The organism is uncultured Sphingomonas sp., assembly GCF_946477935.1.
Classification (GTDB): domain Bacteria; phylum Pseudomonadota; class Alphaproteobacteria; order Sphingomonadales; family Sphingomonadaceae; genus Sphingomonas.
Map to the genome: position 1 here is coordinate 1 of NZ_CAMLAC010000045.1, position 20,910 is coordinate 20,910.

Sequence of the window (20,910 nt, forward strand, 5' to 3'; positions counted from 1 at the left end):
TATGTCGTGCGCGAAGACCTGGCCGAGCTGATCGTCCGCAACCTGCCCGATAAACGCGCATTTTCCGCCAAGCGCGGCGATGCCGGCCAGCGTGTTGGCGGCCGACCCGCCGGAGATCTCGCGACCCGGCCCCATCTTGCCATACAGCGCATCGGCATCGTCGGTGGAGAAGACGAGCTGCATCGCGCCCTTTGTCATCCCTTCCTGGGCGAGAAAGGCGTCGTCGGTGTTGGCAAGGATATCGACCAGCGCGTTGCCGATCGCGACGACGTCGTAGGAAGGTTTGGTCACAAACAGGCTCCGGAAACAGGCAGAAAGGCGGTGCCGTACCGGGGCGCACCCAAGCGCGCAACGGCCGATCCGAGGCAGCGGTTGACAGGCCGGCATCGGGGCCGCCATCCCATCCCCCGTGTTTCGCGCCCTTCTCCGCTCCATTGCCCAGTTGGGCGACCCGCCGATCCTGCGTGTGCTGGCGCTGTCGATGGCGGTGACGCTGGCGTTGTTCGCCGTGATGGGTGCGGGCGTGTGGTGGGGGACGCAGGCGATGCTGGCCCACTGGATCACCTGGGGAGCGGACGGGCTGGCGGCGGTGGTGGCGGTGGTCGTCACCGGCCTGGCGCTGTGGCTGTTGTTCCGCGCGGTGGCGATCGCGGTCGTCGGGGTGTTCGCCGACACGGTGGTGGAGGCGGTCGAGGCGCGGCACTACCCGGCGGCGCTGAAGACCGCGCGGCCCGTGTCGTTCGCCAAGGGCGCCGCCATGGGCCTGCGATCGGCAGGGCGGGTAATCCTGGTCAACCTGATCGCGCTGCCGGTCTATCTGGTGCTGCTGGCGACGGGCGTGGGCACGGCGGCGGCGTTCTTCCTGGTCAATGGCTGGCTGCTCGGGCGCGATCTGGGCGATATGGTCGCGGTGCGCCACCTGGACGATGCGGGATTGCGTGCCTGGCGCAAGACGACCGGGGCGCAACGCTTCCTGCTGGGGCTTGCGGGCACCGCGCTGTTCGTGGTTCCGGTGCTGGCGATCCTCGCGCCGGTCCTGGGCGCGGCGATGGCAACGCATCTCTTTCACCGGAACCGCACATGACGAGGATGAGGAACGGGCAGCCTGCATGGACGGCCCCGGTGATACTGGGCGCGATGCTGGCCGGGTGTGCGACGCCCGCGACCGTGGCGCCGCCGACGGTGGGGCCGGTCGCGGTGCCCTATACCAGTGTCGGGCTGGAGCGGGTGGTGGGACAGGACATGGCCGGGCTGGTCAAGCTGTTCGGTCAGCCCGATGCCGATGTGCGCGAAGGCAATGCGCGCAAGTTGCAGTTCCAGGGGACGTTCTGCGTGCTGGACGCGTATCTGTATCCCAAGGGATCGGAGCCGCCGCGCGTGACCTATCTGGACGCGCGCGAGCCCGATGGCAGCGCGATCGACCGGGCGAGCTGCGTGGCGGCGCTCGTGCGGCGGGATGGCGGGCGGTAAAGTGGTGCTTGTGGAGGCGCCCCACCCCAACCCCTCCCCTGAAGGGGAGGGGCTTTTTCAGGGGCAGCCCGTCAGCCTAGGATGTGCATCAGCAGCGGCTGGCCGATGACGCTGGAGCTGCCGCGCAGGCGCTCCAGCGCCTGGGCGACGGCGCGTTCCGGGCCTTCATGGGTGACGATCGCGACGAGCACGCCGCCGCCCGCCGTCGCACCGCGCTGGATCAGGCTTTCGATCGAGACGCCGGCGTCGCGCATCGCCGCGGCGATTTCGGCCAGCACGCCGACCTTGTCTTCGACGGTGAAGCGCAGATAGGCGCGGCCGCGGCGCTCCCCGGCGTCGGCGGGCTTTTCCTGCGCCAGCGCGGCGGCGGGCATGGCGAAGGCCGGACCGAACTCACCGCGTGCGATATCGATGAGATCGGCGACCACCGCGCTGGCGGTGGGACCGTCGCCGGCACCGGCGCCCTGGAAGAGCAGGCGGCCGACGAAATTGCCCTGGGCGACCACCGCATTGGTCGAGCCGGTGACGTGCGCCAGCGGGTGATCGAGCGGCACGAGATGCGGGTGGACGCGCTGGAACAGCCCGTTCGGCCCCGCCTCGCCCACGCCGACGAGGCGCACGCGGTAGCCGAGCGCCGCCGCTTCCGCGATGTCGGCAGCCAGGACGTGGCGGATGCCGCTGATCGCGACATCGTCAAAGGCCGGCTGCGTACCGAAGGCGATGGCGGCGAGGATCGACAGCTTGTGGGCAGCATCGACGCCGTCGATGTCGAAGCTGGGATCGGCCTCCGCATAACCGAGCGCCTGCGCCTCGGCGAGAACCTCGGCGAAATCGCGGCCTTCGGCTTCCATCTTGGACAGGATGAAATTGCAGGTGCCGTTGAGGATGCCGTAGACATTGCCGATGACGTTGGCCGCCGCTCCTTCGCGCAGGCCCTTGATCACCGGGATGCCGCCGGCGACCGCCGCCTCGAACTTCAGGGGGACGCCGGCGCCCTCGGCTTTTTGTGCCAGTTCCAGCCCGTGATGGGCGAGCATCGCCTTGTTCGCGGTGACGAAGCCGCGGCCCGCCCCCAGCGTGTTGCGTGCCAGCGTCAGCGCCGGGCCGTCCGAGCCGCCGATCAGTTCGACCACGACGTCGGCTTCAGCATGCGTCGCGAGAGCCGCGGTGTCGTCTACCCATTCGAAGCGCGACAGATCGACGCCGCGATCCTTGGAGCGGTCGCGGGCAGAGACCGCGACGACCTCGATCGGGCGTCCCGCGCGCCGGGTAATCAGGTCGCGATTGGTGTCCAGCAGGCGGATGACACCGCCCCCTACCGTGCCGAGACCTGCCAATGCCACCCGTAGCGCGTCCGCCATTTTCCATCCTTGCTGGTTGAAGCCGTTCGCCTAGCGGATCGAAACGGTCGCTGTCGAGGCTGTTGAGGATCATTTATTGCGTTTGCGAGAAATGGAGGCGGGGGCGGTCATATCGGGCCGTGTGCTTCGACTTCGCTCAGCACGAACGGACGTAGGTGCGGATATGCTGGTGGGAACGGTCGCATGAACCAACCTGTCTCTCGATACACCGTCTCGATACGCGGCTGCGCCGCTACTCGACGGTTACTCGAGACGAACGGGTGTGGTTGGGGGGAGCGGGGCTCGTACCTGCGGACTGGCATGGCAAGGATGTCGGGCGTATAAGGCGCCATGTCCGAACCCGACTTCGTCGTGATCGACGTCGAGACCGCGTGTCAGCGTACCAGCAGCATCTGCCAGATCGGCATCGTCGGCTATTGCGACGGGGTCGAGACGTTTGCCTACGAATCGCTGGTCGATCCCCTCGATGATTTCAGCCCGTTCAACACGCGAATCCATGGCATCGCCGCGCATCATGTGACGGGGCAGCCGACCTTTGCCATGCTGCACGCAATCGTCGCGGGGCATCTGGGGAACCGGATCACGGTGGCGCATTCCAGCTTCGACAAGGGGGCGCTGGCGCGCGCCTGTACGCTGCACATGCTGCCGCCGATCGCCGCGCGCTGGCTGGACAGCGTCGGTGTCGCCAGGCGTGCCTGGCCGGACCTGCCCAATCACAAGCTGGGCACGCTGGCGCGTCATCTGGGGCTGGAGCATCGCCATCACGACGCGCTGAGCGATGCGCGCGCGGCGGGTCAGGTGGTGCTGCACGCGATGGCGGCGACGGGGTTGACACTCGCCGAGTGGTTTACACCCCCTCCTCGACGCAAGCGCACTGTTGCGGCGGTGCAACAGATTTCCTCGTTTAGCTGAGGTTCATGCAACCGCGCCGGACATTCGCCATTTGAAGCGTCCTCCCCAGCTTATCCGGGGAACGGTCAATGAGGGTATCCATGCGTAAAATTGCTGTTGCTTTGCTTGTCGCCGGTTCGGCGGTCGCCACCCCCGCACTAGCCCAGTCGGGCGTGAACCCGGTCTTCACCGGCCCGCGCGTCGAAGGCACGCTGGGTTGGGACCATGTCGGCGCGGGAAGCAGTGTCGACAACGACAATGACGGTAGCGACCAGAATATCGACGGCCTGCTGTACGGCGGTGGCATCGGTTACGACTTCGCGGCCGGTGGCGCGCTGCTCGGCGTCGAAGGCGAGATTACCGGTTCGACCGCCAAGAGCGATCGCCGCGCCTATGACGACCAGTTCGGATTCGGCCGGGTGAAAACGGGCCGCGACCTGTATGTCGGTGCGCGCGCGGGCATCATGGCCGATCCGGCGACGCTGATCTACGTCAAGGGCGGCTATACCAACCTGAAGCTGAACGTGCTGGCCGGCAACACCGACACGCAGACCGACACCAGCTTCAAGCTGGACGGTTGGCGCCTGGGCGCAGGTGCGGAGCGTGCGATCAGCAGCAACACCTATGCCAAGCTCGAATATCGCTATTCGAACTATGGTCGTGGCCAGATCGACTATCCGAACGGCGCGACCAGCGCGCGTTTCGACGTGGATACCGATCGTCACCAGGTGGTGGCGAGCTACGGCATCCGCTTCTGAGGATTTCGGCCCTCCTCATCAGGGGAGGGCCTGTTTCCCCTCAAGCCGCCTTGGCGCGCTTCCAGAAGGGGCGCGCGCTACCCGATTGCAGCACGCCGCGACGGAAGAAGCGGGCGCCGAGCGTCACGAAGATCGCGACCCACAGGGCCTGCCATGCCAGCGCCAGAACGTGCGGCCAGAGTTCCGGGCTGTTGGCGGCGTGACCCGCCATGGCGAAGGGCGAGGATAGCGGAAAGACCTCTGCCACCGTGGCCAGCCAGGAGCCGGGCCGACCGGCCGCGGCGGAGGACAGCGCGAACATGCCGACCTGCAACACGGTGATCGGCAAGGACAGCATCTGGATCTCGCGCATGGTTGAGGCCTGTGCCCCGACGCCGAGAAACACCGCGCCGAGCAGCAGATAGGCCATCGCGAAATAGGCGGCGAACAGCAGCGCGAAGGTAGGTCCGCCGACCGCTGGCGACAGGTCGCCGAATGCCGCGGCCGCGCTGGGCGGCAGGTAGGACAGGGCCTGGCCGACCACCGTGCCCCAGAAGCCGACGAACAGCATGGCGACGCCGAACATGCCGACCAGCTTGCCCAGGAACACGCTTTCGAGCGGCACGGCGGCGGCGAGGATCTCGATCACCTTGTTGCTGCGCTCCTCGGCCATGGTGCCGACGACCTGGCCAGCGAGAAACAGGGTGAGGAAGAAGATGCCGAACACCGCGAGGAAGGCGGAGCGGTTCTGCCCGCCCTGCGATCCGCCGACCCGGGTTAGCGGGGTCTTCGTCGCCTGGACGCGGGGAAAGCCGCCCTCCAGAGCCTCGGAGGCGAGCGTGCCTTGCGCGAGGAGGGTCAGATAATCCGCCGTCCGCGCGCCGCGTGGGCCGTACAGGATGGTGGGGCGGTCGAGCGGACCATAGAGCACCGCGGAGGCGTCGTACGCCTTCGATTCGAAGGCGGTGCGCGCCTGGGCGACGGGATCGCCCGCGGGCGTCAGCGTCATCAATGCGGGCGGCGCCTCTTCCTTGCGGAACACGCCGCGCAACCGGGTGTCGACCAGGGCGATCGGGCGGGCGAGCCGATCGGGAATGATGGCGACGATCCGCGTCTTGTCCGATGCACCGTCGGCGACCGCCGCGGCGCCAGCGCCGCCGATCGCGCCGAACGAGCCCATGATGAGCGGGGCGAACAGGAACAGCAGGAATATCGGGGTGAACACGGTGGCCACGAAATCGCGGCGGGCGATGGTCAGCGTCTGGCGAAGCAGGCGGCGGGCGTTGCTCATGCGGCCTTCTCCAATGCTTCGCGGCCGACGATGCGGACGAACGCATCGTGCAGGCGGGGGCGTTCGATCGACAGCCCGGAGATGCCGTGGCCGGCCTCGATCAAGCGGACGAGCAGCGGTTCGATACCGCCGTCCGGCAACTGGAAGCGCCAGCCGGACCCTTCGGGACGCGCATCGGCGGGCAGGAGCGCGGCGATGGCGGGATCGGGGCGGCGCGGCTGGTAATGGACCTGGCTGGGCAGGGTGGCGCGGGCTTCGTCCACCGTGCCCTCGAACCGGCGTTTGCCGCCGGCGATGATCGCCAGCCGGTCGCACAGCCGCTCGGCATGGGCCATGACGTGGGTGGAGAACAGGATGGTGGCGCCGCGATCGCGCTCGGCCAGGATCAGCGCCTCCAGCTTCTCCTGATTGACCGGATCGAGCCCGGAAAAGGGTTCGTCGAGGACGAGCAGCGAGGGGCGGTGGACGACCGAGCCGAGCAACTGGACGAGTTGCGCCATGCCCTTGGACAGCTTGCGGATCTTGGTATCGGCGGCATGGCCGAGACCGGCGGCGTCGAGCATCTCGACCGCGCGGGCGCGGCCGGTCTTCCAGTCGAGGCCCCGCAGCGCGCCCATGAAGGCGATCGCCTCGCGCGCCTTCATCGCGGGATAAAGCCCGCGCTCTTCGGGCAGATAGCCGACCACGTCGCTGGCGTCGCGCGGATGGCGGGTGTTCAGCAGGGCGCGCCGGCCTTCATCGGGTTCGATGATGCCCAGCAGCATGCGCAGCGTCGTCGTCTTGCCCGCGCCGTTGGGGCCGAGCACGCCGTACACCGCGCCGGTCGGCACCGCGATGTCCACCCCGTCCACCACTCGCCGGTCGCCGAAACGTTTCACCAGTCCCGAGGCATGTACCGCCCATTGTTCGTCCACGCCTGTGTTCCTCCCACCGTCGCGACGTGGTAGCGGGCGGGAGTGCCCCAAGACAAGCTGGAAACCCGGATCAAGGCCAAGGCGGCCGAACTCGGTTTTGCGAGCGTCGGTATCGCGCGTGCCGATGCCGCGCCCCACACTGCCGCGCGGCTGCGGGAATGGCTGGCGGACGGTGCGCATGGCTCGATGATCTGGATGGAGGAGCGGGCGCATCACCGCGAAAGTCCGGCGGGCCTGTGGCCGGAGGTGCGCACCGTCATCTCGCTGGGCGTCAGCTATGCGCCCAAGGACGATCCGCTGAAGCTGGCGAATGTTGGAGATGTCGGGCGCATCTCCGTGTATGCACAGGGGGCCGACTATCATGACGTGGTGAAGCGGCAGTTGAAGGGATTGGCGCGGTGGATGGTGGCGGAGGCACCGTGCGACCTGAAGGTGTTCGTGGATACGGCGCCCGTGATGGAGAAGCCGCTGGCGGAAGCGGCGGGGCTGGGATGGCAGGGCAAGCACACCAACCTGGTGAGCCGCGCGCATGGGAGCTGGCTGTTCCTGGGGGCGATCTACACGACGCTGGACCTGACGCCCGATGCGGCGGGGCGCGATACGTGCGGGTCGTGCGATGCGTGCCAGCAGGCGTGCCCGACCGACGCCTTTCCAAAGCCTTATCGGCTGGATGCCAGGCGGTGCATCTCGTATCTGACGATCGAGCACAAGGGGCCGATCCCGGAGGAGTTCCGGGCGGCGATGGGCAACCGCATCTATGGGTGCGACGACTGCCTGGCGGCGTGCCCGTGGAACAAGTTCGCGGCGGCGGCGAGCGCGAACATGGCGTTTCATCCGCGCGCGGAGCTGACCGCGCCGGCGCTGGCCGATCTGCTCGACCTGGACGATGCGGGGTTCCGGCAGGTTTTCGCGGGATCGCCGATCAAGCGGATCGGGCGGGAGCGGATGGTGCGCAATGCGGCGATCGCGGCGGGGAATAGTGGCGAGGACGCGCTGGTGCCCGCGTTGCAGCGGCTGGCGACGGATGCGTCGGAAACGGTGGCGGAGGCGGCGCGCTGGGGACTGACGCAGCTAGCGAAACACGCAAAAAAATAGCGGCCCGAAGACCGCTATTTCCCTAGCCGAAGCTATGAACAGCTTAGTTGCTGTCGGCGTCGTCGTCCGAGTCGGCGACCACGACGATACCAGCGACGACCGCAGCCGCAGCGAGAACCGCCACGATCACGCCGCCACCGGCCAGCTCGTTCTTCTTGGCCGAAGCCGAACCAGCGCGAGCCGACTTAGCGACCGACAGGCTGGCAGCCGAGTTCGCCGGAGCGGCGAGAGCCGGAGCAGCCGTCATCGACACGGCAGCAGCAGCTACGAGAAACTTTCCAAGACGCATGATGAACTCCCTTTGTGCTCGTCACGCTGCCCTATGGCAGTGCAGCAAGACCATGGCAAGACTCTAGTCGATTGACCTCAATTTGTAACATTTGCTTGTTGCGTCGCAGTCACACCAGATCAGGCAGCGGTTGCGACGCTGGGGGCAAGTATTGCCTCCAATGTCCAGCTCTGATCGTCCTGCAATCCCAGTGCGGTAAGACGGCCACTGGTATAGGCGCCGGTATCGATACCGATGCGGTGGGGCAGCCATTCGACCTCTTCGCTGACCGTGTGGCCATGCACGATCCGCTTTTCGAGCAGACCGCGATGATCCAGAAACGGATCGCGAATCCAGCGGAGGTCGGCCGGGCGCTGCGCGTCGAGCGCGACGCCGGGGCGGACACCGGCATGGACGAAGGCATAATCGCCGATCACCACCATCGTCTCCAGCGCGCGCAGGAACGCCTGATGCTCAGGCGGCACCAGCGTGCCGAGTCGCTCCGCCACCTCGGCATAATCGAGGCGTTCGTAATCGGGCGCCGACAGGCCGTAGCTGAGCATGGTTTCGCGCCCGCCGACGCGGCAGAACAGCCGCAGCGCCTTCGCATCGCCGTCAAGCGCGGAGAGCAGTATCTCCTCGTGATTGCCGGCGATGACGCGTACGTCGCGACCCGTTTGCGACAATTGCAGCAGGCGGGAGACCACGCCCGCCGAATCGTCACCCCGGTCGACCAGATCACCCAGGAAGATGAGCGTGGTTTCCGCAGGACCGCGACCCGCGTCATCGGCGTCGATCTGCGCGAGCAGCAGATCGAGCAGGTCGAGCCGGCCGTGGATATCCCCGATCGCATATACGCGCTGACCGGAGGGAATGGCCGCGCTGGCATCGGATGACCCGCGCCGGCGGCTTCGAAGGAACTTGGCGATCATCGGGCTGCTTCACTGTGGCAGGACCCATGGCCCATAAGCCCTTGGCCCCCGCACCGCAACGTGCGGGACAGTGATGCCCCCGGCCGTATCGCCGGCCGGTCAGGCCGGGGCTACAGGCTGATCCGGCCAGAGCCCGCGCGTGTCGAGAACCCGCTTGGTCCGACGTTCCTCCAGCGGGATGGAGCGAAACAGGTCGTGATCGACCAGCACGATCAGCACGGGACAGGTTTCGAGCGCGGTGTCGATATCGACGAGCAGGGCACCGGTATCGGCCAGAGCGGGCGGCAGCGCCGGTGCATAGGGTTCGACCACGCGGATGCGTCCGGCATGGCGATCGGCCAGCGCCTGCACGACGCGCAGCGCGGGGCTTTCGCGGAAATCGTCGATATTGGCCTTGAAGGCGAGGCCGAGACAGGCGACCGGGGCGTCGCCGGTGGCGCCCAGCAACGCTTCGGCCTGTGCCACGACATGATCGGTCTTGCCGTCATTCACCTCGCGCGCGGTGCGGATCAGCGGCGTCTGTTCGGGCGCGGCGGCGACGAGGAACCACGGATCGACCGCGATGCAATGACCGCCGACGCCGGGGCCGGGCGAGAGGATGTTGACGCGCGGATGGCGGTTGGCGAGGCGGATGACCTCCCACACATCCACCCCCAGCCGATCGGCGACCAGGCTGAGTTCGTTGGCAAAGGCGATGTTCACGTCGCGAAACGCGTTTTCGGTCAGCTTCGTCATTTCCGCGGCGCGCGCGGTGGTGGTGACGCAGGCACCGCGCACGAAACGGCGATAAAAGGCGAGCGCCTTGCGTGCGCAGCGCGGGGTGATGCCGCCGATCACCCGGTCATTGTCGATCAGCTCCACCAGGATACGGCCGGGCAGCACGCGTTCGGGACAATAGGCGATCGAGATATCGGGCTGGTCGGTGCAGCGGCCCGGCACCTTCAGATCGGGGCGCAACTGCGCGATCAGGTCGCGCACCTGTTCGGTGGTGCCGACCGGCGAAGTCGACTCGAGGATGATCGTGTCACCCACCTTCAGCACGGCGGCGATGCTGGTCGCGGCTTGCAGGACATAGGCGATGTCGGGCTGGTGATCGCCGGTAAAGGGCGTGGGCACCGCGATGACGAAGATGTCGGCGGGCGCGACTTGCGTGGAGGCGCGCAGCGTGCCGCGGGCGACGACACCCGAGACGAGGCCGTCGAGATCGACCTCCTCGATATGGACGCGACCTTCGTTGACGGTGTCGACCACGGTCGCGCTGACATCGATCCCCAGCACGCGGGCACCGGTGCGGGCAATCACCGCGGCGGTGGGTAGGCCGATATAGCCCAGCCCCATCACGACGACGTTCAATTCAGGCGCGCCCAGCATCGGCGATGATCCTCGCTATCCGTGTCGCTGCCTGCCCGTCGCCAAAGGGATTGTGCGCACGGGCCATGGCGGCATGCACCTCGCTATTGTCGAGAAGCGTGAAGACTTCGGAAACGATGCGCGCTTCGTCGGTGCCGACCAGGCGGGCGGTGCCGGCGGCGACGCCTTCGGGCCGTTCGGTCGTTTCCCGCATGACCAGCACCGGCTTGCCGAGCGCGGGTGCCTCCTCCTGCACGCCGCCCGAGTCGGTCAGGACGATGTCGCAGAGTTCGAGCGCGCGCACGAAATGCGGATAGTCGAGCGGCGGGATGCGCCAGACATTCCCGCGCTCGCCCAAGACGGCATTCATGACGCTGCCCACCGACGGGTTCGGGTGCATGGGAAAGAGGATGGCGACATCCGGCCGGTCGGCGATGCGGCCGATGGCGCGGGCGATCGCCCCCATGCCATCGCCGAAGTTTTCGCGGCGGTGGGTGGTGACAAGGATGAGGCGGCGGCCATCCAGCCGATCGGCGACGCTGTCGAGCCCGGCAGCAAGCGCGGGGTCGGCCGCGATGCGCCCCCGGGTCCAGAGCAGCGCATCGATCACCGTGTTGCCGGTCACATGGATGCCAGCGGGGTCGATCGTCTCGCGACGCAGGGCCTGGGCGGCGGTGTCCGTGGGGGCGAAATGCCAGGTGGCGATGGGCGCGACGATGCGGCGGTTCACCTCCTCCGGCCAGGGATGATAGATGTCGCCCGAGCGCAGACCCGCCTCGACATGGGCGACGGGCAGCTTCCGGTAATAGGCGGCGAGCGCGCCGGCCATTGCGGTGGCGGTGTCGCCCTGCACGACGACGAGGTCGGGGCGTTCCGCATCCATGACGTCGCCGAGGCCGGTGAGCAGGCGCGCCGTAAGCCGGTCCAGCGTCTGGCCCGGCTCCATCAGGTCGAGATCGATATCGGGCGACAGGCCGGCGATCGCCAGCACCTGATCGAGCAGGCCGCGATGCTGCGCGGTGACGCAGGTGCGCACGCGTAAAGACGGCTGGTCCGCGAGCGCGCGGACCACGGGAAAGAGCTTGATGGCCTCTGGCCGGGTGCCGAAGATGACGAGAACGGTGCGCTTTGTCATAAGGCCGAACATAAGCGTGCGTTGTTTAAGAGCGTGTCAATTCTGGACGCAATCATGTTTGCCGCACGCAGACGCCCGCGCTAGGCGCAACAGACGGAATCCCAGGGAGAATTTCATACGATGACCATCAAACCGCTCCGCAAGGCCGTGTTCCCGGTCGCGGGCCTGGGCACCCGCTTCCTGCCGGCGACCAAGGCCATGCCGAAGGAAATGCTGACCGTGGTCGACAAGCCGCTGATCCAATATGCGGTCGAGGAGGCGCTGGAAGCCGGGATCGAACAGATCATCTTCGTCACCGGTCGTGGCAAGGGCGCGCTGGAGGATCATTTCGACGTTTCCTACGAACTGGAAGCGACGATGAAGGCGCGCGGCAAGTCGATGGCGCTGATCGAGGGTATCCGCCAGAAGCCGGGCAGCCCGGTCTATGTCCGCCAGCAGGAGCCGCTGGGCCTGGGCCATGCGGTGTGGTGCGCGCGCGAGATCGTCGGCGACGAGCCGTTCGCGGTGCTGCTGCCCGACGAACTGATGGTCGGCACCCCCGGCTTCCTGTCGCAGATGGTGCAGGCCTATAACCGGGTCGGCGGCAATCTGGTGGGTGCGCTGGAAGTGGCGGACAGCGAGACCGACAAATACGGCATCATCTCGCCGGGCACGCGGGACGGCGCGCTGACCGAGGTGAAGGCGCTGGTCGAGAAGCCGGCCAAGGGCACGGCGCCCTCGAACCTGATGATCCCTGGCCGCTACATCCTGCAGCCCGATGTGATGCGCATCCTGGAGAAGCAGGAAAAGGGCGCCGGCGGCGAGATCCAGTTGACCGACGCGATGGCGCAACTGATCGGCACGCAGCCGTTCCACGGCGTGACGTTCGATGGCGACCGGTACGACTGCGGCGACAAGGCGGGTTACGCACAGGCGAACTTCGCGCTGGCGCTGGCGCGCGCGGATATCGGGCCGGCGGTGCGCGATTTCGCGCGCAACCTGCTGGGGTGATGCGGGCGGGAACGGGGCGGGCGATGGTGCCGCCCCGTTCCCGCTCAGAATGCGTTGCGGTGGAGGACGACGCGGAAGGTCATCGCGATGATCTTCAGGTCGCGCCAGATTGACCAGCGCTCCAGATATTCCAGATCGGCCTGCAGGCGGTTCTTCAGATCATCCTCGATGATCGTCGCGCCGCGATAGCCGCGCACCTGCGCCAGTCCGGTCAGCCCGGGCTTGGCGGCATGGCGGTGCCAGTAGCGGCCATCGACCTCCCAAAAGAGCTTTTCCGCCGCGCGGCTGCCCAGTGCGTGCGGGCGGGGGCCGACGATGCTCATGTCGCCCTTCAGCACGTTGAAGAGCTGGGGCAGTTCATCGACGCTGGTCTTGCGCAGGATCGCGCCGACGCGGGTGATGCGGTCGTCGTCGCGGCTGGCGGAGCGGGCGCCGGCGCTGTCGCAGCCCTCGACGCGCATGCTGCGGAACTTCCAGATGCGGAACATGCGGTTGGCGCGGCCGATGCGCACCTGCTTGAACAGGATGGGGCCGGGCGAATCGTAGCGGATGGCGATCGCCACCATGGTGAGGAGCGGTGCGAGCAGCAGGATCGCGGTGAGCGACAGGGTGATGTCGAACACGCGCTTCACGAAGCGCTCGAACAGGCCGAGCGGGCCGGCAGCGACGATGACGGTGGGGGTCTTGGCGTAGGACGAGGCGCCGAGCGGGGCGAGGGTTTCCAGCTCGGGCAGGAACATCTCGGCCTGGACGTTGGCGCCCTTCAGTGCATGCGCCCAGGCGGAACGCTGTTCGGGCGCGCAGGCGACGATGACACGGTCCGCCCCGGACAGCGTCTCGGCCAGACGGTCGTACATCATCGGATCGTGCCGGTCCGGGTCGAAGCCGTCCGCGGCGTTCAGGATCATCGAGAAATTCTGCGTCGGCAGGGGCACGCGCCCGTCGTGCAGCAGCATGACGTTGAACGGCCGGCCGCCCACCAGCGCGGGCATGTTGCGCACGAACAGGTAGCGCGAGATGGCGACCATGACGAGCGTGGCGGCGGTGCCGACCGACACCACCAGACGCGGGAAATGATCGGTCGCGCGGAAGCAGAAGGCGACCAGGATCACCGCACAGACCGCGACGGCGGCGGTCTGCACCCCCTTGATCGCGGCGCGTGACGGCTCCTGCAGGTTCCGGGCGTCATAGGCGTGCATGTAGAAGGCGGTGAACAGGTAGATCGGCAGCACCGCCGCGACGATGAAGGCCCAGTGGGTGGTGCCGGGCTGTGCCTCCCGCAACCACGCCGCCAGTGCGAAGCCGAGGACGAGGCAGGCGGCATCGAGTGCCACGAGGCCGCAGAAGACCCGCACGCGCAAGGTGGCGGCGGGCGGCTGCCAACGCGGCGCCCGTGGCGGCGCGGCCGGGAAAGCCTGTTGGGCGTGATGGGTCATAAGCTGCAACGCTCCCGCCTTCACGTCTGCCGGCGAGCGGCCGGCGGCACGATGATACGCTACTCGAAGCAGGGGGACGGACAATCATCCCGCACCGCAACATGAATGCTGTAGGACGAAAGTTCGTCAATCCTAAAGGGGGTTGGCGGGCCAGAAGCGGTCAATCCTGTTGACCGGTGCGAAAGGTGCGGCATGCCGATGCGCGGTGGGCTCAACTGGTCGGCTTCGCTCCGCACTTCAATCGGTTACGGAAAGACTCGAGGGGCGCAGGCGCGGCAGCCGGGGTCCTTGGGGAGGCGCAGGGTGCGGTAGCGGGCGGCGAGCAGGTCGGCGATCAGGAGCGTGCCCGCCGGGTCTTCGCCGAAGGGGGCGATGGCGCGGATCGCCTCCAGCGCGGCGAGGCTGCCGATCATGCCGGTGACGGGGCCGAGGATGCCGGCATCGGCGCAACTGAGCGCGGCGGCGTCGGGCGCGTCGCCGACGAAGCAGCGGTAGCAGGGGCGGCCGGGCTCCCAGCCGCGGTAGACGGCGAGCTGTCCCTCGAACTGGCCGACCGCCGCGGAGACGAGGGGGACGCGGGCGCCAAGCGCGGCATCGGCGACGGCGAGGCGGGTGTCGAAATTGTCGCTGCCGTCGATCACCACGTCGGCGGAGGCGACGAGGGCGGGGGCGGTGGATGCGTCGATGCGCAGGGCGTGCGTCTCGACGGCGACATGGGGGTTGCGGGCGGCGACGAAGGCGGCGGCGGCGGCAACCTTGGGCTGGCCCACCTGTTCCATGGCGTAAAGCGTCTGGCGCTGGAGATTGGACAGGTCGACGCGGTCGTCATCGACCAGGATCAGGCGGCCGATGCCGGCGCCGGCCAGATAGGGGATGGCCGGAGCGCCGATGCCGCCCGCACCGATCACCAGCACGGTGGCCGCCTTCAGCCGCATCTGCCCCGCGCCGCCGACTTCCTTCAGGACAATCTGGCGGGCGTAGCGGGTGAGTTCGTCGTCGGACAGGCTCACCATTGATAGATGATCGTCGCCTTGTACCAGCCGGGGCGCAGCGACGCGGTCCGCAGCGTACCGGTGCGCACCATGGTCGAGACATAGCCGGCGGTATATTGTTCGACCGTGGGGCAATCGATCGCCTGCGGCAGCGCGCGGCGCACGGTTCCCTCCGCACTGAGCAGGAGCGCCACGGGGGCGACGATCTGCGAGCGGCCATCGGGCAGCACCTCCGCCTTGCAGCGGCCGGCGGCGACTTCGGCGCGGGCATAGGTGATGCGCTCGCCCGCGTTTTCGGGAAGCGGCAGCGAGGGCAGGCCGGTCCAGTCGGCGGGGGGCGTTTCCACGGCGGGCGCCTGGAGCGCCGCGAGCAGCAGGAGCGCGATCACCGGCCGGTCGATCCGAAGCCGCCGGCACCGCGGTCGGTCTCATCCAGCGTATCGACCTCGGCGAGCAGTGCGCGCTGCACGGGGGCGGGGACGAGCTGCGCGATACGGTCGCCGCGCGCGACCTGGAACGGATCCTGGCCGAGATTGGCGAGGATCACCTTCACCTCGCCGCGATAATCATGGTCGATCGTGCCCGGCGTGTTGAGGCAGGTGACGCCGTGTTTCAGCGCAAGGCCGGAGCGGGGGCGGACCTGGACTTCATATCCGGCCGGGATGCCGAGCGCGAAGCCGGTCGCCACCGCCGCACGCGCGCCGGGCGCCAGCGTGAGCGACTCGGCGGCGACCACATCCAGCCCGGCGGCGCCCGCGGTCGCATAGGCGGGTAGCGGCAAGCCCTCGCCATGGGGCAGACGACGCAGGCGGAGGGCGATGGGATCGGTCATGACGCTCCTTGTAGCGCATTGGCAATGCGTTGCGCGAGCCTGGCGGCGACGGTCGATTTAGGCAGTCGTTCCCAGCTTTCCACCCCGTCTGCGGTGACCAGATGGACGGTGTTCGCCTCCGCACCAAAGACGTCGGCCGATACATCGTTGGCGACGATCCAGTCGGCACCCTTGCGGACGCGCTTGGCGGTCGCGTGGGCGATCACGCCCTCCGTTTCGGCGGCGAAGCCGATGACGAGGGCGGGCCGGCGCGGCGCGTGGGCGAGCGTGGCGAGGATGTCGGGGTTTTCGACGAGCGACAGGGCAGGCGGCGCGCCATCGCCCTTTTTCACCTTTTGCGGTGCGGCCTCGACCCGCCAGTCGGCGACGGCCGCGACCATGACCGCGGCGTCGGCGGGCAGGGCGGTGTCGACGGCAGCAGCCATGTCGCGCGCGCTTTCCACATCGATCCGCGTGACGCCGGCCGGTGTGGGAAGCGTGACCGGACCGGAGACCAACGTGACGCGCGCGCCGAGATCGGCAAGCGCGCCGGCAATGGCATAGCCCTGACGGCCGGACGAGCGGTTGGCGATGTACCGCACCGGATCGATCGCCTCATGCGTCGGCCCGGCGGTGACGAGGATGTGGCGGCCGGCAAGCGGTTGCGGGGGGCGTGAGGTCTCGAACTGCGCCTCGATTGCGTTGGCGATCGCCTCCGGCTCGGGCAGGCGGCCGGGGCCATATTCGCCACACGCCATCGCGCCTTCATCGGGGGCGAGGACGGTGATGCCGTCGGCGCGCAACTGCGCGACGTTGCGCTGCGTGGCCGGGTGCAGCCACATGCGCACGTTCATCGCGGGCGCGGCCAGCACCGGCTTGTCGGTGGCGAGCAGCAGGGTGGTGGCGAGATCGTTCGACAGCCCCGCCGCCATGCGCGCCAGCAGATCGGCGGTGGCGGGGGCGACGACGACCAGATCGGCCTCGCGGCTGAGGCGGATATGGCCCATTTCCGCTTCGTTCTTCAGATCCCACAGGCTGGTGTGAACCTGATCCTCGGTGAGTGCTGCCAGCGTCATCGCAGTGACGAAATGGCTGCCGCCCTCGGTCAGTACACAGCGCACCGAATGCCCGCGGCGGCGGAGCAGGCGGATCAGTTCACAGGCCTTGTAGGCGGCGATGCCGCCGCCGACGATCAACAGGATGCGCTTCATCGTACCACCCGCGTCACCGTGATGCGCCGTGCATCACGCGCCGATCCGATCAGGTCGCGCAGGCCGTCGACGGCAAAGAGCAGCCCGATGGGGACGAGCGGCGCGATCAGCAGAACCCAGTAGAAATTGTCGGCGCGCGCGAAGAGCATCAGCAGCAGCGCATAACCGGCAATGACCGAGCCGGCGCGCTGCGCGGCGGGATCGTCCCATGCGGCCCAGCCGAACAGTGCCAGCACCACGCCGATCGCGGCAACGGCCATCGGCAGCAACGCGAGCGCGGTGGCGCCGGCAATCGCCTGAACGAGAAAGCCCGGCCCCATCAGCCCGGTCCAGCCCGGCGAGGCGGGATCGAGCGGCTTGGCGACGAGCGAGACGGCATAGCCATGGGCGGCCACTGCGACGGCAAGGACGGCGATCGCGATCCCCCAGCCCCGCAGTTCGCGCGCAGCACCGCTGCGCCACGCCCATGCGGCCATGATGAGCAGGTACAGCGCCGCCGTTTCGCGTATCAGCGCGGCGGCGAGGCCGAGCGCGGCGGCCTCCGCCCAGCGTCCCTGCGCATGGCGGCCCAGCGACCAGGCGATCAGCAGCCCGGCCCAGCTTTCGTGAAACCAGGCGAGCGACGGCTGGACGATGACGAACAGCCCGGCGAGCAACACCAGCATGGCACCGCCGCGCGTGAGCGGATTGGCGACGACGCCCCGCAGCCGCGGATACCAGCTTGCGATCACCGCCAGCGCCAGGCCCCACAAGGCCGCAAGGAACAGCCAGTGCGGCAAGGCGGCCTGCACCACCGCCAGCGTCGGCAGGCGAAAGGCGATAAAGGGACGCAGCGGATAGCCGCCGGCGCGCAACTGGTCCGCCAACACCGGATAATAATGGCCGCCGTGACGCAGCGCCTCCACGACGCCGCTGTAGAGCGCGATATCGGTCTGGCCGTTCGCCGGCGCATCACCGGCGAGCGGCGCCGCGCCAAGCGCGGTCAGGCCGATCAGCAGCAGGACGGCGAGCGCGGCCAGCACGACGCGCGCGGTGCGCGCCTCCACCCCGCCGAACCGGGTCGGTCGGGCAAGGATCAGGGGACGGGAGGCGCGGCGGGGCATGATGTCGGCCCGGTTACCGCAGCAGCGTCGCCAGTGTGGCGGCGACGCCGGCCGCGCCCGACAGCGTCGCGACGAGCGCATAGCGCCAGCCGCCGCCGATGCGCACCACCTCGATCTCCTTCAGCGGCGGGGCGGGAGGCTCGCCGCCGGGCGCCGGATAGCGCGCCTCGATCCGGCGAACGAGTTCGGGCAGGCGGGCGAGCGTGCGCACGTCCTGGATCAGCCGGTCCGCGACATAGGCTTCCGGCCCCAGTTCGGTGCGGATCCATTCGCGCACGAAGGGGGCGGCCGAATCCCACAGGTTGATTTCGGGATCGAGGCTGGTGGCCACGCCCTCCACCATCACCATCGTCTTTTGCAGGAGCAGCAGATGCGGCTGCGTCACCATGTCGAAATCGCGCGTGATCGAGAACAGGCCGTCCAGCATCATGCCGATCGACATGTCCTTGACCGGCAGGCCGCGCATCGGCTCGCCCACCGCACGCAGCGCCGTGGCGAATTCGGCGACATTGTGGTGCGCAGGCACATAGCCCGCCTCGAAATGAATTTCCGCGACGCGCTTATAGTTGCCGGTGATCAGACCATAGAGGATCTCGGCCAGCCAGACGCGGGCGCGCCGGTCGATCCGGCCCATGATGCCGAAGTCGATCGCTGCGATCTTGTTGCCGGGCAGCGCGAACAGATTGCCCTGGTGCATGTCGGCGTGAAAGAAGCCGTCGGCGATCGCCTGGCGCAGAAAGGCGCGCACCAGCGTCTGCGCCAATTTGGGCAGATCGTAGCCGGCATCGATCAGCGCCTGCCGGTTGGACAGCTTGATGCCGTCGATCCATTCGATCGTCAGCACCTTGGCGGTGGAACGTTGCCAGTCGATCTGAGGGATGACGAAATCGGGCTCGGCGGTCATCCCCTCGGCAAGTTCGGAGGCGGAGGCCGCCTCGCGCCGGAAGTTCAGTTCGCGCAGCGTCCAGCGGCGGAAATTCTCGACAGTCAGGCGCGGGCGCAGGCGGGCGGCCTCGCGGCTCATGCCCTCCACCTGTGCGGCAGCCCATTGATAGGTGTCGATGGCGCGGGTGAAATCGTCCTCCACGCCCGGTCGCAGCACCTTGACGGCGACCTGCCGGCCATCGGTGGTGACGGCGCGGTGGACCTGCGCGATCGAGGCGGCGCCGATCGGCGTTTCCTCGATCCGCGCGAACAGTGCCGAGGGCGGCCGGCCGAAGCTGGCCTCCATCGCAGCGCAGATCGTCTCGAAGGGGACGGGCGGCAACTGGTCCTGCAGGCGGAGCAGGTCGTGCGCAGCCTCCTCGCCGACGAGGTCGGGACGGGTGGCGAGCGTCTGGCCCAGCTTGATCGCGGCGGGGCCGATCGCCTGGAACGCGTCCGCATAAGCGGGTTTGGCCGGCACGCGCGCACCGAAACGGGCGATGCGGGCCAGGCGGCGGACGGGGGCGGGGGTATTCGGATCACGCTCGATCCCGCGCAGCGCGCCGTGACGGGCGAGCGTACGGCCCCATTTCAGCAGGCGCCAGAGGTGCGTGGCGGATGTCGTCATGCGGTGGTTACTTCCCGTTCCAACGGCGGAACGGGAGCATGGCTGCGCGCATCAGATCTTCCAGCCGGAGTGGATCGCGACCAGGCCGCCCATGATCGGCTCGACCTTGGTTTCGATGAAGCCGGCGTCCCGGATCATGCGCTCAAAGGTCGGCATGTCGGGGAAGCGGCGGATCGATTCGATCAGGTAGCGGTAGCTGTCGGCATCGTTGGCGAGCAATTGCCCGAGCCTGGGCACCAGCTTGTGCGAATAGCTGTCATAGACCTCGGCGAAACCCGGCCACTGGGTGGTCGAGAATTCGAGGCAGAAGAAGCGGCCGCCGCGGCGCAGGACGCGGTGTGCTTCGCGCAGCGCCTTGGGGATGTCGGTGACGTTGCGGATGCCGAACGCGATCGTATAGGCATCGAAGAAGCGGTCGGGGAAGGTCAGCGTCTCGGCATTCGCCTCGGTCCAGACAAGGCCGTCGATGCCGCGTTCCTGTGCGCGCTTCATGCCGACGTCCAGCATCGCCGGGTTGATGTCGGCGACGGTGATGCTCGCGCCTGACTCGGCGAGGCGGAAGGCGATGTCGCCGGTGCCGCCGGCCATGTCGAGGATCTGGTCCGTCCGGCGCGGCTTCACGCGGCGGACGAAGCGATCCTTCCACAAACGGTGCATGCCGCCCGACATCGCATCATTCATCAGATCGTAGCGGGCCGCGACATTGGTGAAGACGCCGCCGACGCGGGCGGTCTTCTCGGCGGGGGTGACGTCTTCGTAGCCGAAGGAGACGGTTTCGCTCATGATCATCGCCCTAGCCCGCCCTTGAGGCGGGGGCAAACGCTACCTAGTTTCACAAGCACATGCCCGAGCTTCCCGAAGTCGAAACCACCGTGCGCGGGCTGACCCCCGTGCTGTCCGGCCAGCGTCTGACGCTGGTCGAGCCGCGCCGCGCCGATCTGCGCCGCGCCTTTCCCGCCGATCTGCGCCAGCGGATGACGGGGGCAACGGTGACGTCGCTGGGGCGGCGCGCCAAATACGGACTGGTCGACACCGATCGCGGCGACACGATGATCTTTCACCTCGGCATGTCGGGCCGGTGGCGGATCGATCCGGGCGAAGCGCAGACGCACGACCATCTGGTGATCGAGACCGGGGCAGGGCGGCGGCTGGCGTTGAACGACGCGCGGCGATTCGGCTTTGTCGATCTGGTCGAGACGGCGGCGCTGGAGGCCTATCCGCCCTTTGCCGCGATGGGGCCGGAGCCGCTGGGGCCTGGGCTGACCGGCGCCTATCTGCATGGCGTGCTGAAGGGGCGTGCGGCGCCGATCAAGGCGATGCTGCTCGACCAGCGGATCGTGGCGGGTCTGGGCAACATCTATGTGTGCGAGG

Annotated in this window: 22 protein-coding genes and 1 pseudogene; 7 read left to right on the forward strand and 16 right to left on the reverse strand. The window is 68.2% G+C overall.

Annotated features, from left to right (window positions below):
• A pseudogene (locus tag Q0U08_RS07010) lies at positions 1-291 on the reverse strand (adenosine kinase); the annotation flags it as partial.
• Positions 292-409: 118 nt separating this feature from the next.
• Here Q0U08_RS07010 and Q0U08_RS07015 point away from each other — a divergent pair.
• Both Q0U08_RS07015 and Q0U08_RS07020 read left to right on the forward strand, forming a co-directional pair.
• Positions 410-1,084, forward strand: a complete 675-nt coding sequence (locus Q0U08_RS07015) for an EI24 domain-containing protein (protein WP_298090584.1) — start codon at positions 410-412, stop codon at positions 1,082-1,084.
• Between the two features lie 53 nt (positions 1,085-1,137).
• Entirely contained in the window at positions 1,138-1,470 is a 333-nt protein-coding gene (locus Q0U08_RS07020) for a hypothetical protein (protein ID WP_112381711.1), read from the forward strand.
• 71 nt (positions 1,471-1,541) lie between these two features.
• Here the strand turns inward: Q0U08_RS07020 and Q0U08_RS07025 are convergent, their stop codons facing one another.
• Positions 1,542-2,831 carry a homoserine dehydrogenase gene (locus tag Q0U08_RS07025; RefSeq protein ID WP_298090585.1) on the reverse strand — a complete coding sequence of 430 codons (1,290 nt, stop codon included), beginning with the start codon at positions 2,829-2,831 and terminating at the stop codon, positions 1,542-1,544.
• Between the two features lie 330 nt (positions 2,832-3,161).
• On the opposite strand from Q0U08_RS07025, the gene Q0U08_RS07030 reads away from it, so the two are divergent.
• Both Q0U08_RS07030 and Q0U08_RS07035 read left to right on the forward strand, forming a co-directional pair.
• Positions 3,162-3,743, forward strand: coding sequence for a 3'-5' exonuclease (locus Q0U08_RS07030; RefSeq protein ID WP_298090587.1), 582 nt, complete (start codon positions 3,162-3,164; stop codon positions 3,741-3,743).
• Positions 3,744-3,823: 80 nt separating this feature from the next.
• Positions 3,824-4,480: an outer membrane beta-barrel protein gene (locus Q0U08_RS07035; protein WP_298090588.1), complete on the forward strand. Its 657-nt coding sequence runs from the start codon at positions 3,824-3,826 to the stop codon at positions 4,478-4,480.
• Positions 4,481-4,520: 40 nt separating this feature from the next.
• On the opposite strand, the gene Q0U08_RS07040 is transcribed toward Q0U08_RS07035, so the two are convergent.
• Positions 4,521-5,750, reverse strand: coding sequence for an ABC transporter permease (locus Q0U08_RS07040; protein WP_298090589.1), 1,230 nt, complete (start codon positions 5,748-5,750; stop codon positions 4,521-4,523).
• The gene (locus Q0U08_RS07045; protein WP_298090590.1) at positions 5,747-6,664 is read right to left on the reverse strand and encodes an ABC transporter ATP-binding protein; all 918 of its coding nucleotides are present in this window, start codon (positions 6,662-6,664) and stop codon (positions 5,747-5,749) included. Before Q0U08_RS07045 ends, Q0U08_RS07040 begins: the two co-directional genes overlap by 4 nt.
• 42 nt (positions 6,665-6,706) lie before the next feature.
• On the opposite strand from Q0U08_RS07045, the gene queG reads away from it, so the two are divergent.
• Positions 6,707-7,759 carry a tRNA epoxyqueuosine(34) reductase QueG gene (queG, locus tag Q0U08_RS07050; protein ID WP_298090592.1) on the forward strand — a complete coding sequence of 351 codons (1,053 nt, stop codon included), beginning with the start codon at positions 6,707-6,709 and terminating at the stop codon, positions 7,757-7,759.
• 43 nt (positions 7,760-7,802) lie between these two features.
• On the opposite strand, the gene Q0U08_RS07055 is transcribed toward queG, so the two are convergent.
• The 4 genes from Q0U08_RS07055 to wecB form a co-directional block, all read right to left on the reverse strand.
• Positions 7,803-8,048 (reverse strand): hypothetical protein, encoded by a 246-nt coding sequence (locus Q0U08_RS07055; RefSeq protein ID WP_112380974.1) that lies wholly within the window; start codon positions 8,046-8,048, stop codon positions 7,803-7,805.
• A gap of 119 nt (positions 8,049-8,167) precedes the next feature.
• A complete protein-coding gene (locus Q0U08_RS07060) occupies positions 8,168-8,959 on the reverse strand; it encodes a metallophosphoesterase family protein (RefSeq protein WP_298090593.1) in 792 nt (263 codons plus the stop codon).
• A gap of 99 nt (positions 8,960-9,058) precedes the next feature.
• Complete coding sequence (gene wecC / locus Q0U08_RS07065; RefSeq protein WP_298090594.1) at positions 9,059-10,330, reverse strand: UDP-N-acetyl-D-mannosamine dehydrogenase; 1,272 nt, start codon at positions 10,328-10,330, stop codon at positions 9,059-9,061.
• Positions 10,314-11,444: a non-hydrolyzing UDP-N-acetylglucosamine 2-epimerase gene (gene wecB / locus Q0U08_RS07070; RefSeq protein WP_298090612.1), complete on the reverse strand. Its 1,131-nt coding sequence runs from the start codon at positions 11,442-11,444 to the stop codon at positions 10,314-10,316. Before wecB ends, wecC begins: the two co-directional genes overlap by 17 nt.
• A 120-nt stretch (positions 11,445-11,564) precedes the next feature.
• On the opposite strand from wecB, the gene galU reads away from it, so the two are divergent.
• Positions 11,565-12,434, forward strand: coding sequence for a UTP--glucose-1-phosphate uridylyltransferase GalU (galU, locus tag Q0U08_RS07075; RefSeq protein WP_298090596.1), 870 nt, complete (start codon positions 11,565-11,567; stop codon positions 12,432-12,434).
• A 44-nt stretch (positions 12,435-12,478) separates the two neighbouring features.
• Here galU and Q0U08_RS07080 read toward each other — a convergent pair whose 3' ends face one another.
• From Q0U08_RS07080 to Q0U08_RS07115, 8 genes are all read right to left on the reverse strand, one after another.
• Entirely contained in the window at positions 12,479-13,870 is a 1,392-nt protein-coding gene (locus Q0U08_RS07080; protein ID WP_298090597.1) for a sugar transferase, read from the reverse strand.
• 245 nt (positions 13,871-14,115) lie between these two features.
• Positions 14,116-14,880: a molybdopterin-synthase adenylyltransferase MoeB gene (locus Q0U08_RS07085; RefSeq protein WP_298090614.1), complete on the reverse strand. Its 765-nt coding sequence runs from the start codon at positions 14,878-14,880 to the stop codon at positions 14,116-14,118.
• Positions 14,877-15,251 (reverse strand): hypothetical protein, encoded by a 375-nt coding sequence (locus tag Q0U08_RS07090; protein ID WP_298090599.1) that lies wholly within the window; start codon positions 15,249-15,251, stop codon positions 14,877-14,879. The genes Q0U08_RS07085 and Q0U08_RS07090 overlap by 4 nt, the downstream gene beginning before the upstream one ends.
• Positions 15,248-15,694, reverse strand: a complete 447-nt coding sequence (gene dut, locus Q0U08_RS07095; RefSeq protein WP_298090601.1) for a dUTP diphosphatase — start codon at positions 15,692-15,694, stop codon at positions 15,248-15,250. Before dut ends, Q0U08_RS07090 begins: the two co-directional genes overlap by 4 nt.
• Positions 15,691-16,884, reverse strand: a complete 1,194-nt coding sequence (gene coaBC, locus Q0U08_RS07100) for a bifunctional phosphopantothenoylcysteine decarboxylase/phosphopantothenate--cysteine ligase CoaBC (protein ID WP_298090603.1) — start codon at positions 16,882-16,884, stop codon at positions 15,691-15,693. The genes dut and coaBC overlap by 4 nt, the downstream gene beginning before the upstream one ends.
• A complete protein-coding gene (locus Q0U08_RS07105) occupies positions 16,881-17,987 on the reverse strand; it encodes a hypothetical protein (protein ID WP_298090605.1) in 1,107 nt (368 codons plus the stop codon). Before Q0U08_RS07105 ends, coaBC begins: the two co-directional genes overlap by 4 nt.
• Before the next feature lie 13 nt (positions 17,988-18,000).
• Positions 18,001-19,539, reverse strand: coding sequence for a 2-polyprenylphenol 6-hydroxylase (ubiB, locus tag Q0U08_RS07110; RefSeq protein WP_298090607.1), 1,539 nt, complete (start codon positions 19,537-19,539; stop codon positions 18,001-18,003).
• A gap of 51 nt (positions 19,540-19,590) precedes the next feature.
• Positions 19,591-20,322, reverse strand: coding sequence for a class I SAM-dependent methyltransferase (locus Q0U08_RS07115; RefSeq protein ID WP_298090608.1), 732 nt, complete (start codon positions 20,320-20,322; stop codon positions 19,591-19,593).
• Positions 20,323-20,381: 59 nt separating this feature from the next.
• Between Q0U08_RS07115 and Q0U08_RS07120 the strand changes: the two genes are divergently transcribed.
• The coding region (locus tag Q0U08_RS07120; RefSeq protein WP_298090610.1) for a DNA-formamidopyrimidine glycosylase family protein at positions 20,382-20,910 on the forward strand (529 nt) is incomplete at its 3' end.

Bases quoted from the DNA above. Each gene is read 5' to 3' on its own strand.
- Q0U08_RS07055 (WP_112380974.1), bottom strand. From the start codon at position 8,048: ATGCGTCTTGGAAAGTTTCTCGTAGCTGCTGCTGCCGTGTCGATGACG.
- Q0U08_RS07030 (WP_298090587.1), top strand. From the start codon at position 3,162: ATGTCCGAACCCGACTTCGTCGTGATCGACGTCGAGACCGCGTGTCAG.
- ubiB (WP_298090607.1), bottom strand. From the start codon at position 19,539: ATGACGACATCCGCCACGCACCTCTGGCGCCTGCTGAAATGGGGCCGT.
- wecB (WP_298090612.1), bottom strand. From the start codon at position 11,444: ATGACAAAGCGCACCGTTCTCGTCATCTTCGGCACCCGGCCAGAGGCC.
- Q0U08_RS07060 (WP_298090593.1), bottom strand. From the start codon at position 8,959: ATGATCGCCAAGTTCCTTCGAAGCCGCCGGCGCGGGTCATCCGATGCC.
- galU (WP_298090596.1), top strand. From the start codon at position 11,565: ATGACCATCAAACCGCTCCGCAAGGCCGTGTTCCCGGTCGCGGGCCTG.
- dut (WP_298090601.1), bottom strand. From the start codon at position 15,694: ATGACCGATCCCATCGCCCTCCGCCTGCGTCGTCTGCCCCATGGCGAG.
- coaBC (WP_298090603.1), bottom strand. From the start codon at position 16,884: ATGAAGCGCATCCTGTTGATCGTCGGCGGCGGCATCGCCGCCTACAAG.
- Q0U08_RS07040 (WP_298090589.1), bottom strand. From the start codon at position 5,750: ATGAGCAACGCCCGCCGCCTGCTTCGCCAGACGCTGACCATCGCCCGC.
- Q0U08_RS07035 (WP_298090588.1), top strand. From the start codon at position 3,824: ATGCGTAAAATTGCTGTTGCTTTGCTTGTCGCCGGTTCGGCGGTCGCC.
- wecC (WP_298090594.1), bottom strand. From the start codon at position 10,330: ATGCTGGGCGCGCCTGAATTGAACGTCGTCGTGATGGGGCTGGGCTAT.
- Q0U08_RS07080 (WP_298090597.1), bottom strand. From the start codon at position 13,870: ATGACCCATCACGCCCAACAGGCTTTCCCGGCCGCGCCGCCACGGGCG.
- Q0U08_RS07020 (WP_112381711.1), top strand. From the start codon at position 1,138: ATGCTGGCCGGGTGTGCGACGCCCGCGACCGTGGCGCCGCCGACGGTG.
- Q0U08_RS07115 (WP_298090608.1), bottom strand. From the start codon at position 20,322: ATGAGCGAAACCGTCTCCTTCGGCTACGAAGACGTCACCCCCGCCGAG.
- Q0U08_RS07025 (WP_298090585.1), bottom strand. From the start codon at position 2,831: ATGGCGGACGCGCTACGGGTGGCATTGGCAGGTCTCGGCACGGTAGGG.
- Q0U08_RS07105 (WP_298090605.1), bottom strand. From the start codon at position 17,987: ATGCCCCGCCGCGCCTCCCGTCCCCTGATCCTTGCCCGACCGACCCGG.